We start from the raw sequence: 13,813 nt of genomic DNA, 5'->3' as shown, positions 1-13,813 counted from the left end.
CTGGTCGCATCGAGGGCATGAAGGATCCTTTCGGCTGTGACGACCCGTCCCTCCTGGCCCCGGGCGGTGCCGGAGACGACCGCGCGGCCGCCCGCCGCACGGTCGCCGCCCACGCCACCGACCCCGCCGAACTCCTCCTGCTCCTGGACATGCTCGGCCTGCACCCCGACGACGACCCGCCCGGAGCCGCCCGATGACCACCTGACGAGGGCGCCGCCCCGGGCTCGTCCCTCACGTCAGCGGCCCTCCTGTGACGGTGCGGGCGGCAGCGGTGCGGTAGGACGGGGCGGCCAGGACCGGTCGAACGGCGGCGGGCTCCACGGCGCGGGCGCGGGGGGCGGCGCGAACGGGCCGGCCCGGTTGGCCATGAGGATCAGCATCGTCGCGGTGAAGAGCAGCGAGGCGATGATCAGCGCGAGGCCCAGGGGGTTGTGGGGGTTGTAGTGGTAGCGGTTCCCCCACTTGCTGCGCTTGAAGACGGGCTCGTCGTCACGGTTCACGGGACGGATCCTAGAACGGCCCGCCGCCGCGGCGGCAGGGCCCGGCAGCCTCGCCCCGCGGCACGCGGGCTTCACCCGCCCGGGTGGCAACGGTGCTGCTCCGGGGGGCGTCTGACGGTGTGCGATCCCGGTGTATGGTTGGCATTGTTCCTGCGGCCGAGAACCTCGGCCGTGAGACCGGCGTTGGTGGTCCAAGGAAAGACACCCCACTTCCCGTGGGGGAATGCAGGTGCAAGGCCTGCCCAGCGCTCGATCAAGGCCCCGGCCTCCTCATGGAGACCGGGGCCTTTCGCTGTGGCACGATCACCCATCATCAGCGTCCGTGGGAGGGGTGCGGGGTGGACGAGAAGGCGACCGTGCGGATCGAGCGGGACGGGCCGGTGTTCACGGTGGTCATCGGCAGGCCGGAGGCGCGCAATGCCGTCGACGGTCCGACGGCTTCCCGACTGGCGGATGCCTTCAGGGAGTTCGAGGCCGACGAGGAAGCGGCCGTCGCCGTGCTGTGGGGCGAGGGCGGGACGTTCTGCGCGGGAGCCGATCTCAAGGCCGTAGGTACCGGGCGCGGCAACCGGGTCCTCCCGGACGGCGACGGCCCGATGGGCCCCACGCGGATGCGGCTGGGCAAACCGGTCATCGCCGCCGTGGCGGGCCATGCGGTCGCCGGTGGCCTGGAGCTGGCCCTGTGGTGCGACCTTCGGGTCGTGGAGGAGGACGCGGTCTTCGGGGTGTTCTGCCGGCGCTGGGGGGTACCGCTCGTCGACGGCGGCACGGTGCGGCTGCCTCGGCTCATCGGGGAGAGCCGGGCGATGGATCTCATCCTCACCGGGCGGCCGGTCGGCGCCGCCGAGGCCCTCGACATGGGGCTGGCCAACCGGATCGTCCCGTCGGGCCGCTCCCGCCCGGAGGCGGAGGAACTGGCCCGCCGGATCGCGGGCTTTCCCCAGCTGTGCCTGCGCCACGACCGCCTCTCGGTCCTCGACCAGCACGGTCTGGGCGAGGCGGACGCACTCGCCGCCGAGTACCGGCACGGGATCGTCCCGCTCGGGGCCGGCGAGACCCGGTCCGGCGCCGACCGGTTCGCGGCCGGCGCGGGGCGGCACGGCTCGTTCGAGGAGTGAGCGCAGGAGCCGGCCCCGGTGCCCCCGCCCGGCAGCGGTCCGGCCCCTTTGGCGCCCTGCCGGTCGGGCACGGCACCGTAGGGGCGTGGCCGACGCACCGTCCTGTGCCGACTCCTTCGCGGGGACGATCGCCGGACCTTTTCACGGCATCCGCAGTGCTCCCGGTCCGTTGGGCGGGGCCGGTCCCCGCGTCAGTACTTCTTCGCCCGCTCCGACGCGGCGGCCACTCTGCGACACCAGCGGATCACGAGCAGCAGCAGGCCGACCAGGGTGAGCACCCAGAGGCCGGAGAAGGCCCAGATCTGGGCGGGGGAGGAGGTGACCACGGCCCGGACGAAGAACACCGCGCAGACCAGGCCCAAAACGGCGGTGCACGCGCCGAGCCAATGTCGCCGGGGCCAGTCCCGGGCCGAGGACCAGGGCCGCAGCCCGCGGTGCAGGGTGCGCAACCGGCGGTCCAGGAGCTGCTCGGTGCGCAGCTCCTGCTCGATGCCGTTGAGAATCTCCAGCTCCCGCCGGGAAAGCTCAGGGCCGTCCATGGCAGCGCCCCCGTCCTCCAGATTTGTGCCCATTGTCCCTCGTGTGGCGATTCCGCGCGTCCCCGGCCGCATCGGCGGGCGGGCAGGGGCGATCAGGGGGGTCAGGGGCGGTCGGGAGTGGTCAGGGGCGCCGGGCCGGGTCCCGGGGCGGCGTGATGCGTATGAGCTCTCCGGCCGGAGCGTTCTCGAGGTCGTCGAGCTGTGCGATCACCGTGCGGCGCAGGTCCTCGTAGTCCGCGAAGGAGTGGTCGTTGAAGAGCGTGTGGCCGGTCCACATCAGGTTGGCGCACACCCCGGCCGGGACCCGGCCGGTCCGGGCGCCCATGCCGACGAGAGCCACCGACCGGATGCTGCCGGGCGCCAGCTCGTTCTGCCGGTGGACCGCCTGGAACGCGGCGGCGCAGGCCAGGGCCACATTGAGGGTCTCGCTCACGTCCTGCGAGGACGTCTCCATCGTCGGCGTCGAGATCAGGAACTTCGGATTGACCGCCCCGGAGGGCACGCACACCGCGCTGCCCACCGGCAGGCTGCCCCCGAATCCGTCACGGATGGCCCGCTGCACGCGCAACTGGATGCCCGCCCCCAGGTGCCGCTTGACGGCCGCGTCGACCCCGCCGTCCATCCGACCCCGGGAATTGGTCGGACTGACCCACGCGTCGACCACCTCGTCGAGGATCGAGCCCGAGCGGATCTCGACGCCCGGTGTGTCGGCGAAGGCCGCGCGCCACGCCTCCACCACTTCGGCGTTGAGGTCGGTCAACACCACCCTGAGCGACGACTGCGCGAGGTCCACGGCCATGGTCCACTCCCATCGAGATACGGATTCTCCACTGCTCACGACGTTAGCGCCCCCCACTGACAACGCCCGGTGCGAACCCCGATCGTGACGTACCGTCACGATCGGAGCCGCCGTCAGGGGCCACTGTCAGGAGCCGCTGTTAGCCTGCCGTCGGATTTCAGCGGATCGGCCCCGGCGGGCGCCGCCCCTCCCCAGCAGGCTTCTCTCATCCGGAGTGACTTCACCATGCGCGACGACAACGTCCCGGCCGAACCCGGCACCGACGACCCGCTGGCCCTCGCCGAACTGTTCACAGGCGGTGGCGAACCGTGGCTCCCGCTCCTGAAGCCGGTCATCGAGGCGCAGCCCGACGCGGCCGGCTTCATCGGACCGGGCCGTGACCCGCAGGTCGTTCCCGTCCGCGAACTCACCTTCCAGGCGCTCAAGCCCCACCCGCCGCACAAGTGGAGGGTGGTGATCTTCGGCCAGAACCCGTACCCGCGGCCGGAGAGCGCCACCGGCATAGCCATGTTCGACAACACCTTCCACGACTGGAAGGACAGCCAGTTCGGCCGGGTCGTCAGCATCCGCTGCATCATCAAGGCGGCGGCGATGTGGAAGTACGGCATCCAGAAGAAGACCCCCATCGCCGACGTCCGCGCACTGCTCGGGGAACGGGACACCGTCCAGCCGCCGGAGTGGTTCCAGGCCATGCTCACGCAGGGCGTGCTGCTGCTGAACGCCGCGCTCACCGCCAGTGCCGACGGGGCGACGGGAACCGACCGCCACACCGCCTTCTGGCGCCCGGTCGCCGAGGGGATCGTCGAGGAGATCCTCCGGGCCAAACAGAACGCCGACGAGGAGGACCGCGGCGTCGTCTTCGCGTGGTGGGGAGCCCACGCCCGCAGCCTGAAGAAGGTCGTCCTGCGCCTCCAGGAGAAGTACCCGGAGGTCGAGGTCCGGCACATCGACCACCCCAACCCGGCGGCCCAGGGCGACGTCTTCTGCGAGGGCGACCACTTCGCCCTGGTGAACGAGGCGCTCGCGTCGGTCGGCGCCGTCCCGGTCGACTGGCTGCCGAGCAAGGGGTGGAACGAGGCCGCGGGCGAATCCGGCGGGACGGACGGCGACGGCGGTGTCGCCGCGCGCATGGGCGCCTTCATCGCGTCCACGATGGAGCTGCACCAGCTTTATCTGGACCGGCTCGCGGGGGTCAAGGACGAGGGACTCGTCCTCCCCGCCCTCACCGGTGTCTTCGACACCCCGCTCATGGACTTCCGCGAGGCCGTCGCCCCGGTCGCCGAGCTGCTGTCCTCCCTCGACCGGCACGTCGGGCTGTCCCACGAGTTCGGCAGGCGACGGGCGCAGGCCTCGCCCGGCGGCCTGTCCGCCGACGCGATCGCCGCCGTCCACCTCTACACCTGCGAGTCGGCCTTCTACCGGGAGATCAACGCCGTCCTGCGCACCCCGGACCGGTCCAGGGTCGTCCCGTACCTCCCCTACCTGCGCCTGCTGTTCTCGGCCGTGTCACGGCTTCCCGTCCGCACGGAACCGCTGTGGCGCGGGGTGTCGCTGGACCTGCGCGCACAGTACCCGCTCGGCCGCACGGTGACCTGGTGGGGCGTGTCCTCCTGCACGCCCGAGCTCGGTGTGGCCAGGGCCTTCCTCGGCGGCCGCGGCAAGCGGACGCTCTTCGAGGTGGTCCCCCTCCGGGCCGTGGGCATCCGCGAGTTCTCCGCGTTCACGGCCGAGGAGGAGTTCATCCTCTCGCCGGGCACACAGCTCAAGGTGACGGACGTCAGGACCGAACGCGGCGGCCTGTGCACCGTACGGCTGACCGAGCTGGCCGAGCAGACCCTCGTTTCCTGAGCGGGCGGGGGCGGCGTACGGTCACCACGTCCAGCGGAAGCCCGCCGCGGCGTGCTCCAGGACGGGAACGAACCTACGGCTCCATCGCCGTCGACTACGAGCGCGAACTGGCCCAGCTCGACGACCAGGGCCACCGGCCGCTGCGGACCGTTGCCACGGACGAGCCCGGAGCCGGGCTGTAGAGCAGCGGATCGGCCCCGGCGAGGTGCCCGGCCCCCGCACCACTTCGGACATCGCCGAGCGGGTGGGCCCAGCAGCGGGGGCGTTGTCCCCCTTCGCCAAATGATCCGCTGTACGGCTCCCCAGCCATCTTGGAGGAGAGCGAAGGCGGCGTCCATGGCGCGTTCGGGATCGTCGGTGCGGTGAGCGAAGGCCGATGTCTCCCGAACGACGGCTCCGTCTGGGAGCCGGCCGCCACCTGGCACCCCCGTGGACCGGGCCCGCCGGCCCGTCGCCGCCTGGCGCCGCACGGGCGCCCGCCTCATCGGCGGCTGCTGCCGCATCGGCCCGGCCCGGATCGCTGACCTCGCGGCGGAGTGCGCTGGTCCGGAAATATGACGGTGCATCAACTTCGGTCATTCGTAGATGACTTCTGGTCAAAGAGGTCTCCCGCACGGCTCCCGGGAGCTGACAGGGGCGCTCCGGAAGGTCAGGATGCTCCGACATCCACAGGGGGGCGTTATGAGCACTGCCGAGAGCGCACCGGCAACCGAACCTCGGGGCGGGGAGGAGCCGGACGCCGGAGCGGAACTGGCGCGGCGGGTCTTCACCGGCCAGGAGCGCTGGGGCTGGGAGTTCGTCCAGCCGTCCGCGCCCCCCGCACACCGGGACGCCCAGCATCCGCCCGTCTACTCCGAACCCTCCGGCGACGGGGTCCGCGCCATGGAGGAGCGCGCCATGACCGCCCGGAAGAACAGGGGCACGGGCTGTCTCCTCCTGCTCGCGGGCATCGTCGCCTACGCGGCCGGCGGCCTGTCCGCCGTCGTGATCGTCGTCGTCCTCATCATCGTCCTCATGGCCGCGACCTCCCCGGCCGCCAGGCTGAGGGCCGCCCGCCGGCGCCTGGCAGCCGCCCGCACCAGCGCCCAGCGGGACTACGAGCAGCGCCGGCGCGCCTGGCAGAGCCGGATCGACGCCCACCACGCGGAGCACCTGCGGCACAACGACACGCTGGACACCTGGTTCCCGCTCTCCCTCGCCTCCGGTCCCAGCCGGATCGACGTGTTCGGCGGCACGGGCAACGGCTGGGCCAGCCTGCTCGCCACGGTCGGCGGGCCGCTCCTCGGCGGTGGCGCCCCGCTCGTCGTCCTGGACCTCACGCAGCAGGCCGTCGCCCTCGAACTCGCCGGCCTCGCCGCGCGCCGCGACATCGCCGTCGCCCACGTACCCATGCCCGGGGCCCTGCTCGACGCGGACCTGAGCGCGGAGTTCACTCCCGAGGAGCTGGCCGAGACCATGGCCGAGGCGCTGGGCACCATGCGGCCGCCCGGCGCGGACGTGGACCTCCACACCATCGACGTGGACCTCGTCCAGACCGTCGCGGAACTGCTCGAAGGGCCCGTCACCTTCGCCCGGCTCGCCGCCGGGCTGCGCGTGCTGCTCCGCGTCTACGATCCCGCCGCCGGCGCGCCCGGGCCGCTCGGCCCCACCGAGGTCGAGTCGATCACCCGGGCCGTCGACCTCCTGGGCCAGGGCGAGCGCGTCCAGAACGAACTGCGCTACGTCCGGGCGCAGACGGAGCTGCTCACGCCGAGGGGGCAGGAGGCCACCGTCCCCGGCGGCGGCCGCGCCGCGGACTGGTGGCGGCCCGGCGGACTGACGATCGTCACGACCGAGGACTCCGTGCGCCGCCGCAAGGACCTCACCGACCGCTTCGTCTTCTTCCGGCTGGTCCACGCGCTGCGCACCCGTGCCGTGGCGCACGGCTCGGGGACCCTCGTCGTCGCCGGAGCCGACCACCTCGGCCGTGACGCCCTGGAATCGATGGCGCGCGAGGCCCGCACGGCCGGTGTCCGGCTCGTGTTCCTGCTCGAACACCTGCGAGAGGGCACCGTCCAGGTCGCCGGCGGATCGGACAGCGCGACGGTGTTCATGCGCATGGGCAACGGCGAGGAGGCCAAGGCGGCCGCGCAGTTCATCGGGCAGGAGCACAAGTTCCTCGTCAACCAGCTGACCCGGCAGGTCGGGGAGACCCTCACCGAGGGCCGCGGCAGCAGCTACGGCGGCCAGCGGGGCGTCTCGGACACGGACGGCTCCAACCGGGGCGGCGGCACCTCCGGCAGCAGCTGGGGGAGCTCCAGGTCCTTCTCGACCTCCCTCTCGCGCAGCTGGCAGGACTCGACCAACACCTCCACCGCCCGATCCACGACGACCGGCGAGAACCTCAGCCGCGTCTACGAGTTCGCGATCGAGCCCACCCAGCTCCAGTCCCTCCCGGCTACCGGCCTGGTCCTCGTCGAAACCGGGCCGGCGGGCCGCCGAGTCGTGTTCGGGGACTGCAATCCCGGCATCAACTTCCTGCCCCGGCTCTCCGCCCACCCCCGCGCGAGCCTGACGTGAGCCCCGGTGGCGGGTCCGGGGGCGCGGCCCGGCCCGCCGGACTCGGCGCGTACCGCTTCCACCGCCTGATCACCGTGCCCCGGCGGCCCGAGGACGGCCGTACGGAGGACCGTACCGCCGCCCAGCTCACCGCCGCCGTCACGGCGGCCCACGCCGTGCTCTCCGCGCCCTCGGCCGGTGGGGAGCACCGTCCGGCGGGTCTGGCCGCGGCATGGATACGCCCGGGCCGGCACCGGCCGCTGCACTTCCTGGTGGGCGGAGCGCCCGGCTTCCCGCCCGCGGGCGACGAGCCCGCCGCGGACGGTGCGCAGCGCCCCCTGCGCTACCCCCCCGGCTCCACCGCCCGCGACGTCCCGGCGGGCGAGGCGGTCGCCCTGCTGGAACGGCTGCCGTTCTGGATCCCCTGCCCCGGCTCCCACGACGCCCTGCGCCTGGGCGACGACGAGCGCGCCCTGCCGGGCGAACGCCGCGGCTCCTTCGACGACGCGGTCGCCCACCTCCCGGACGCCTTCGCCTGGCTCGTGCTGGCCGAGCCCGTCCCGTACGAGCGACTGGACCAGGAGCGCGCGGCACTCGCCGTCCAACTGCCCCGGCTGCGCCAGCGCGAGAACTCCGCCGCCGACCGGGTGGCGGCCGACCGGGCCGAGGCCCGCTACCGCGAGCTGACCCGGGCCCTGGCCACCGGGGTGTGGAACGTGCGCGTGCTGGTCGGCGCCGAGCGGCCCGAGTCGGCGCTCGCCTCGGCGGCCCTGCTGTGCGGCGCCGGCGACCTCGACGAGCTGCCGTACGTGCTCGTACCGGCGCGGCGGCCGATGCCCTTCGCCGAGGCGCTGACCACCGTCACGCCGCAACCGGCCCCGGCCGCGGGCGCCGCCGGGCCGCCGGGCAGCGTGCCCTTCGTCGCCCCCGCCGAACTGGTCGCGGCGCTGGCCCGGCCGCCCGCGCGGGAGCTCCCGGGCATCCGTACGGTGGCCCCGAACCGGTTCGACGTCACCTCCGACGACACGGGACACGACGCCGACGCCTTCCTGATCGGCGACATCCTCGACGAGGCCCTCATGCCCGCCGACCGGCTCCACGTCTCCCGCTCCACCCTCAACCGGCACGCCTTCGTCTGCGGGGCGACCGGTTCGGGCAAGTCCCAGACGGTACGGAGCCTGCTCACCGCCCTGTCCACGCACGACCGGCCGATCCCCTGGCTGGCGGTCGAGCCGGCGAAGGCCGAGTACGCACGCATCGCCGGCCGCCTCGCCGCGGCGGGGGGACCCGAGCGAGCCCGGCGCGTCACCGTGATCCGGCCCGGTGACGTGGACGTGGCCCCCGCCTCGCTCAACCCGCTGGAGCCGGAGCCGGGCTTTCCGCTGCAGAGCCACGTGGACCTCGTACGGGCCCTGTTCCTCGCGGCGTTCGAGGGGCACGAGCCCTTCCCGCAGGTGCTGTCACGGGCCCTGTCCCAGTGCTACACGGCCGCCGGATGGGACCTCGTCACCGGCGAACCGCGCCCGGCCCACAAGCCGAAGTACGTACTGGAGGAGCCGGACGAGCCGCGGACGGCCCGCTACCCGACCCTGGGCGAACTCCAGGCCACCGCCCGGCAGGTCGTCGAGATGATCGGGTACGGCAAGGAGGTCACCGCGGACGTGCGGGGCTTCGTCGACGTCCGGATGGGCTCGCTGCGGGAGGGCGCGCCGGGCCGGTTCTTCGAGGGCGGCCACCCCCTGGACATCGCCGGGCTGCTCGCCGGGAACGTGGTCCTCGAACTGGAGACGATCACCAACGACCAGGACAAGGCCTTCCTCATCGGCGCAGTGCTCATCCGCCTGGTCGAACACCTGCGGGTGCACCACGGCGCCGGAGGGGTCCCGCTGCGCCACGTCCTGGTGGTAGAGGAGGCGCACCGGCTCCTGAAGAACGTGGAGGACGGGCCGGCGGCCGCCGCCGTCGAGCTCTTCGCCTCCCTGCTGGCGGAGATCCGGGCGTACGGCGAGGGTGTTGTGATCGTCGAGCAGATCCCCAGCAAGATCCTGCCCGACGTCATCAAGAACAGCGCGCTGAAGATCATGCACCGGCTGCCCGCAGAGGACGACCGGCGGGCGGTCGGCGCGACGATGAACCTCCAGCCCGAGCAGAGCGAGAATGTCGTCGCCCTGCCGCCCGGACGGGCCGCCGTCGCCGCCGACGGCATGGACCGGCCCGTCCTGACTGCGATCCCGCACGGGGAGCACGCCGAGAGCGCCGAGAACGCGTCGACGGAGCCGCCGCTGCTGAGCAGCCGCAGCCCGCTGTGCGGGACCTCCTGCCGCCGCGAGCCGTGCACCCTGCGCACGATGAACAACTCCCACCACCGCTCCGTGGAGCCCCTCCAGCTGATCTGGACGGACGTGGCGGCCTCGGCCCAGGCGATGGGCAAGGACGCGCCGGGCCCGTCCGACCCGGTCCGGGCCGCGTTGACGATGCTCCCGGACCGCGACCTGGAATGCACCCTGGTGTACGGGGTGGAACGTGCGGTGTCCGCCCGCGAGTCCCTGATGCGCGACGAGGTCGACCCGGGCGACTTCGCCCGGCGCCTGCACGCCGTGCTCCGCGCCGAACTGCTGGGCACCGACCCGCCGGGCGGCGACCCGCGGCGCTACACGTACGCGAACTACCGCTTCCGGGACGTGATCCGGGTCATCCACCGGACCAGGACATCCGTTCCGGACGGCCCGCACACCTACCCGGACCACGAGGCCGAATGGGCCTCCCGGGGCCTGGTCCTGACCGGGACCTCGGGCGCGGACCACCGCCTCCAGATCCACGCCCTGCCGGGTTACCGGCAGGAGCGGGTCCACGCCCGGGTCGGGGACGTGGAACGCAGCGGCCTGCGCGACGCGGTGGCGGCGGTGACGGGCGGCACGGCGGAGGAGCACGTGACGCGGGCCTTCGCGATGGCCTGCGCGGCGGGACCGCGCCTGCGCGCGGTGGTGGCGGAGACGGCGGTACGGGTGGCGCTGGAGTGCGCCCGCGAGAAGGGGACCCGTCCATGAGCGAACTCGGCGGCCCGACCGACGCCCCGCCCCCACCCCCGCCCCCTCCGCCCCCGGAGCCGCCGACGGACGCGCCCCGCGACGGCGACGAACCGGAGGAGGAGGCGGGGGCGGCGGACGCCGAAGCGGCAACGGACACGAACTCCGACTCGGCCTCGGATACGAACCCCGCCGCGCACGCCGCCGAACAGCCGTTGGACGGCGACCACGTCCCGGACCCGCCGCCGATGGACGCACCCCAGGAGGCCGAGCCGGGGAACCCGACCGAAGCGCAGCCGCCGACGGCCCACCAGGAACCCACCACGCCCGGGACCCCCAAGGACCCGGCCACGCCCGAAACGCACGGGCCCACCCCCCAACAGCCCGAAACCCCCTCCCCGGAGCCGACCGACACCCCACCGGAAGAGCCGGCTCCCGAGGAGCAAACCTCGGAACAGCCGGAACCCCAGAAACAGGAGTCAGAACCCGAGCCGGAGCCGGATCCCGAGCCGGACCCGGAGCCGGACCCGGAACCCGAGCCGGACCCGGAGCCGGACCCGGAGCCGGACCCGGAACCTGAGCCTGAGCCCGAACCGGAGCCCGAGAAGCAGCCCGCGCGGGAAGCGGAGCCCGAGGCGGAACCGGAGCACGAGCCCGAGCCCGAGCCGGAGGCTGACCCGGAACCGGAGCGCGAACCCGAGCCAGAAGCGGAGCCCGAGCCCGACACCGAACCGGATCCGGAGTCAGAACCCGAAGCCGAGCCGGAGCCGGCCGCGGAACAGGACCCCGAACCCGAAGGGGAACTCGGACGCGAACGCGAACTCCGACCCGACCCCGAACGGGAACCGCACTCCGAGGCCGAGCCCGACGCTGCTCAGGACACGGCTGCGCAGGACACGCCCCCGCCCGACTCCGCGACCTCACCCGAAGCGGAACGCCCGGACCACGACCCGACGGGCGACGGCCAACAGGCCGCGGAGACAGGAGAAGAGCCGGCCGCCGGCAACGAACTCGCTCAAACGGTAGGCACTGGGGCCGAAGGCACGGTCAAGGCCGGAGTGGCCGTGGCCGGAGCCGGCGTGGCCCTGATCGGGGCCACGGTCGACGCAGCGGACAGGGCCACCGCGGAAGGGGCCGTCGACGCCCGCGCCGACGAGGTCTCCCAGGGCTTCACGCCTGACCGCGACTCGGACGTCGAGGCGGCTGGAGAGGAAGACGCACGTGCTGAGAGCCGGGCAGACGGTGATCAGCCGCCGGATTCTGACGATCCGATCGACGGGGGGACTCAAGCTGATGACGAGACCGCTGTTGACGGTGAGGATGCACCGGAGGATCTGGAGGGTGAGGATGCCGAAACGGCCGATGACGCAAGCGCCGCCGATTACGTTCTCCATCCGGAGCAGCGTGACTACATCGAAGGGCGACACTTCATGCCCGGGGCGGAAAATTTCCCCGACAAGACATATTTCACAATTCCTCGCGAGGGCTTGGACGAGGTCATGGCGTTGACCCTGGAGCAGGACCCCCAAGGAATCCCCAATACGTTGGATAGAACGGGTACAATCCATCGTGCCGAAATGCCGGAATCCGTTGGCGACGAAGGGTATATCGGCCGCGCTGGTGCAGCTCACGGAAACTATCCACTCGATCACGTGGAGGTCATTATGAATGACCCGAATGACGTGACTGGTGAGCATAGTGTTCGAGATGCATACCCCTGGAATCCGATTTATGGAGCGGAGCAGTCATGAGTGGATCCGTTGTAATTTCTTACGTGCTCGGTGAAGGGCTGGGTGATTTTCCTCCCTCACTTCCGAGTGACCAGTTGGCGATCCTGAACGCCGAAGAGTGGGTCGTCCGCGAGCGGTGGTTCCTCGGGTCGGTCGATATTCAGGTCGGGGGCTCCGTATGGGGTTACAGGAACACTCCGCTGCTCGACTTCGCATTGGCTCTTCGCTATGCGGTCAATATCCTGGCGGCCGACGGCGCCATTGAGTTCGATGCGGAGGGGGGCCCGAACCTTCGTTTGGAGCAGATCGGTGACGCGGTGCGGGTGGTCGATATTCGCAGCGGAACGGAGGGGGAGTGCTCGTTCGTCGATCTGGTGGGATCTGCCGGTCGTTTCCTGCGCAGCCTTGTTGACGAGGTCACGACGGCTCGCCCTGATGTTCTCCTCAATGATGTGGTTCGGACGGCTTTCCGGGAGTCAGGGGCGAGGCAGTTGAATCAGGAGACGTTCGGGCGCTATTCGCGCGCGGGGCAAATTCGCGGGAAACTCCTCAAGAGGCAGGCCTCTCAGGGGTGAATTTCTTGTTCCGGTCTTCGTCGCCCCGGGTGGTCAGACAGTCCCTCGATTCTTGGTCTGGTGGACGGGGTGTTCGGGGGCGGGGAGCGGTGGGGGTGGTATTCGCCATCGCCGTGCTCGGGGTGATCACGGTCGGCTGGATCTCCCTCATCCTGGCCGGGATGTTCATCGTCGTCGTGTCCGTCGCCCACCCGAACCGCGAGCGGGCGGCCGAGGAGCGGCGGCGGCAGTGGGAGGCGCACTAGCAGCGGGTCGCGCGTGATGCAGGAAACGGTCGCTGGGCTATTGGCCGTTCCTGACCGGCCCGCTCCGGGGCAAGCACGACCCGGCTGGCCACGGTGCCGCCCTGTTCGCCTTCTTCGCCGCCATGGCGGAGTCCGAGCGCGACTACATCCGAGACAAGACCCTCGAAGGCCAGGAGACCGCCAGCGGCAAGGGCAAGGCCATCGGCGGCGTGAGGGTCTCCGACGAGGACATGCTCGCCACCGCCCTGCACCTGCGCGACGAAGGTCCCTCCCTCCGCGCGAACGCCGCCCGCCTGGTCATCCGCACGCGGCTCAGTCCTTGGCGTTGTTTTTTCGGCGAGAACTACAGGGACCCCTACTGGCCGACCGGCACCAGGCTCCGGTGTGGAGGGTCACGGACGAGGGCGCGGGGGCCGCGCCGCCGCGCGCATCATGGCACGCCCGGGAGCGGAACCGGAGGGGGAGCAGTCGGTACCGGCCATGTCCGCGGAACCGGGGGCGATCCCCGGCGACGGCACGGGACCGGAGGAGGCGCTCGTCGGCGAGTCCACCGGGCGGCTGCTGTTCGAGGAGGGCGGCCGCACGCTGCGCGTGGGCCCCGAGGACCTGCGCGAACGCGACGTCACCGCGGTGGTACGGGCGGCGCGCGATCCCCGCGCGGCCGTCTGCGCGGTGACCGGTACGGGTCTGAGCCGGGCGGAACCCGCCGCCCGGCCCCCCGGCCTGGAGCGGAAGGAGGCCTGCCCGCGCGGGTGAGCGGGGCCCGGCGGACTCCCCCGGCGGGGCCCCGCGGTGCGGCCGGGGGCTGTGGGTTGGCTGTGAAGCGACGTCGTTGATGGACATGGGTGCGGCAGCTGTGCCGACAAGTTCTATATTCGTACGAACCATCCATGCG

At 72.3% G+C, this 13,813-nt stretch carries 13 protein-coding genes; 10 read left to right on the top strand and 3 right to left on the bottom strand.

What is annotated here, in order from left to right; genetic code table 11:
• The first annotated feature begins 17 nt into the window (after nt 1-17).
• Nucleotides 18-197, top strand: a complete 180-nt coding sequence (locus ACEPPI_RS20060; RefSeq protein ID WP_266845971.1) for a hypothetical protein — start codon at nt 18-20, stop codon at nt 195-197.
• 39 nt (nt 198-236) lie between these two features.
• Here the strand turns inward: ACEPPI_RS20060 and ACEPPI_RS20055 are convergent, their stop codons facing one another.
• Nucleotides 237-500 (bottom strand): hypothetical protein, encoded by a 264-nt coding sequence (locus ACEPPI_RS20055; protein ID WP_373916602.1) that lies wholly within the window; start codon nt 498-500, stop codon nt 237-239.
• Nucleotides 501-838: 338 nt separating this feature from the next.
• On the opposite strand from ACEPPI_RS20055, the gene ACEPPI_RS20050 reads away from it, so the two are divergent.
• Nucleotides 839-1,618 (top strand): crotonase/enoyl-CoA hydratase family protein, encoded by a 780-nt coding sequence (locus ACEPPI_RS20050; protein WP_373916601.1) that lies wholly within the window; start codon nt 839-841, stop codon nt 1,616-1,618.
• Nucleotides 1,619-1,809: 191 nt separating this feature from the next.
• On the opposite strand, the gene ACEPPI_RS20045 is transcribed toward ACEPPI_RS20050, so the two are convergent.
• Nucleotides 1,810-2,190: a hypothetical protein gene (locus ACEPPI_RS20045; RefSeq protein ID WP_373916600.1), complete on the bottom strand. Its 381-nt coding sequence runs from the start codon at nt 2,188-2,190 to the stop codon at nt 1,810-1,812.
• An 88-nt stretch (nt 2,191-2,278) separates the two neighbouring features.
• Nucleotides 2,279-2,956: a macro domain-containing protein gene (locus ACEPPI_RS20040; RefSeq protein WP_373916599.1), complete on the bottom strand. Its 678-nt coding sequence runs from the start codon at nt 2,954-2,956 to the stop codon at nt 2,279-2,281.
• 225 nt (nt 2,957-3,181) lie between these two features.
• Here ACEPPI_RS20040 and ACEPPI_RS20035 point away from each other — a divergent pair, with 225 nt between their 5' ends.
• The 8 genes from ACEPPI_RS20035 to ACEPPI_RS20000 all read left to right on the top strand — a co-directional run bounded on the left by ACEPPI_RS20035 (nt 3,182) and on the right by ACEPPI_RS20000 (nt 13,674).
• Nucleotides 3,182-4,804, top strand: coding sequence for an ADP-ribosyltransferase domain-containing protein (locus ACEPPI_RS20035; RefSeq protein ID WP_373916598.1), 1,623 nt, complete (start codon nt 3,182-3,184; stop codon nt 4,802-4,804).
• A 429-nt stretch (nt 4,805-5,233) separates the two neighbouring features.
• Nucleotides 5,234-5,362 (top strand): homocysteine S-methyltransferase family protein, encoded by a 129-nt coding sequence (locus ACEPPI_RS20030; protein WP_373916597.1) that lies wholly within the window; start codon nt 5,234-5,236, stop codon nt 5,360-5,362.
• Between the two features lie 123 nt (nt 5,363-5,485).
• On the top strand, nt 5,486-7,363 hold the full coding sequence (locus tag ACEPPI_RS20025; RefSeq protein WP_373916596.1) for a hypothetical protein: 1,878 nt from the start codon (nt 5,486-5,488) through the stop codon (nt 7,361-7,363).
• Nucleotides 7,360-10,389 (top strand): ATP-binding protein, encoded by a 3,030-nt coding sequence (locus tag ACEPPI_RS20020; protein WP_373916595.1) that lies wholly within the window; start codon nt 7,360-7,362, stop codon nt 10,387-10,389. The genes ACEPPI_RS20025 and ACEPPI_RS20020 overlap by 4 nt, the downstream gene beginning before the upstream one ends.
• Nucleotides 10,386-12,119: a hypothetical protein gene (locus tag ACEPPI_RS20015; protein WP_373916594.1), complete on the top strand. Its 1,734-nt coding sequence runs from the start codon at nt 10,386-10,388 to the stop codon at nt 12,117-12,119. Before ACEPPI_RS20020 ends, ACEPPI_RS20015 begins: the two co-directional genes overlap by 4 nt.
• The gene (locus tag ACEPPI_RS20010; protein ID WP_373916593.1) at nt 12,116-12,673 is read left to right on the top strand and encodes a hypothetical protein; all 558 of its coding nucleotides are present in this window, start codon (nt 12,116-12,118) and stop codon (nt 12,671-12,673) included. Before ACEPPI_RS20015 ends, ACEPPI_RS20010 begins: the two co-directional genes overlap by 4 nt.
• A 95-nt stretch (nt 12,674-12,768) precedes the next feature.
• Nucleotides 12,769-12,918, top strand: coding sequence for a hypothetical protein (locus ACEPPI_RS20005; RefSeq protein WP_373916592.1), 150 nt, complete (start codon nt 12,769-12,771; stop codon nt 12,916-12,918).
• Between the two features lie 480 nt (nt 12,919-13,398).
• Nucleotides 13,399-13,674, top strand: coding sequence for a hypothetical protein (locus ACEPPI_RS20000; protein WP_373916591.1), 276 nt, complete (start codon nt 13,399-13,401; stop codon nt 13,672-13,674).
• Nucleotides 13,675-13,813: the final 139 nt, after the last annotated feature.

It is taken from the genome of Streptomyces sp. AB3(2024), assembly GCF_041862025.1.
GTDB lineage: Bacteria > Actinomycetota > Actinomycetes > Streptomycetales > Streptomycetaceae > Streptomyces.
This window is presented reverse-complemented; position numbering and strand designations above follow the sequence as displayed.

Excerpts from the sequence above, each read along its gene's own strand:
- ACEPPI_RS20060 (WP_266845971.1), top strand. The coding sequence starts at position 18 with ATGAAGGATCCTTTCGGCTGTGACGACCCGTCCCTCCTGGCCCCGGGC.
- ACEPPI_RS20015 (WP_373916594.1), top strand. The coding sequence starts at position 10,386 with ATGAGCGAACTCGGCGGCCCGACCGACGCCCCGCCCCCACCCCCGCCC.
- ACEPPI_RS20035 (WP_373916598.1), top strand. The coding sequence starts at position 3,182 with ATGCGCGACGACAACGTCCCGGCCGAACCCGGCACCGACGACCCGCTG.
- ACEPPI_RS20025 (WP_373916596.1), top strand. The coding sequence starts at position 5,486 with ATGAGCACTGCCGAGAGCGCACCGGCAACCGAACCTCGGGGCGGGGAG.
- ACEPPI_RS20010 (WP_373916593.1), top strand. The coding sequence starts at position 12,116 with ATGAGTGGATCCGTTGTAATTTCTTACGTGCTCGGTGAAGGGCTGGGT.
- ACEPPI_RS20045 (WP_373916600.1), bottom strand. The coding sequence starts at position 2,190 with ATGGGCACAAATCTGGAGGACGGGGGCGCTGCCATGGACGGCCCTGAG.
- ACEPPI_RS20040 (WP_373916599.1), bottom strand. The coding sequence starts at position 2,956 with ATGGCCGTGGACCTCGCGCAGTCGTCGCTCAGGGTGGTGTTGACCGAC.
- ACEPPI_RS20000 (WP_373916591.1), top strand. The coding sequence starts at position 13,399 with ATGTCCGCGGAACCGGGGGCGATCCCCGGCGACGGCACGGGACCGGAG.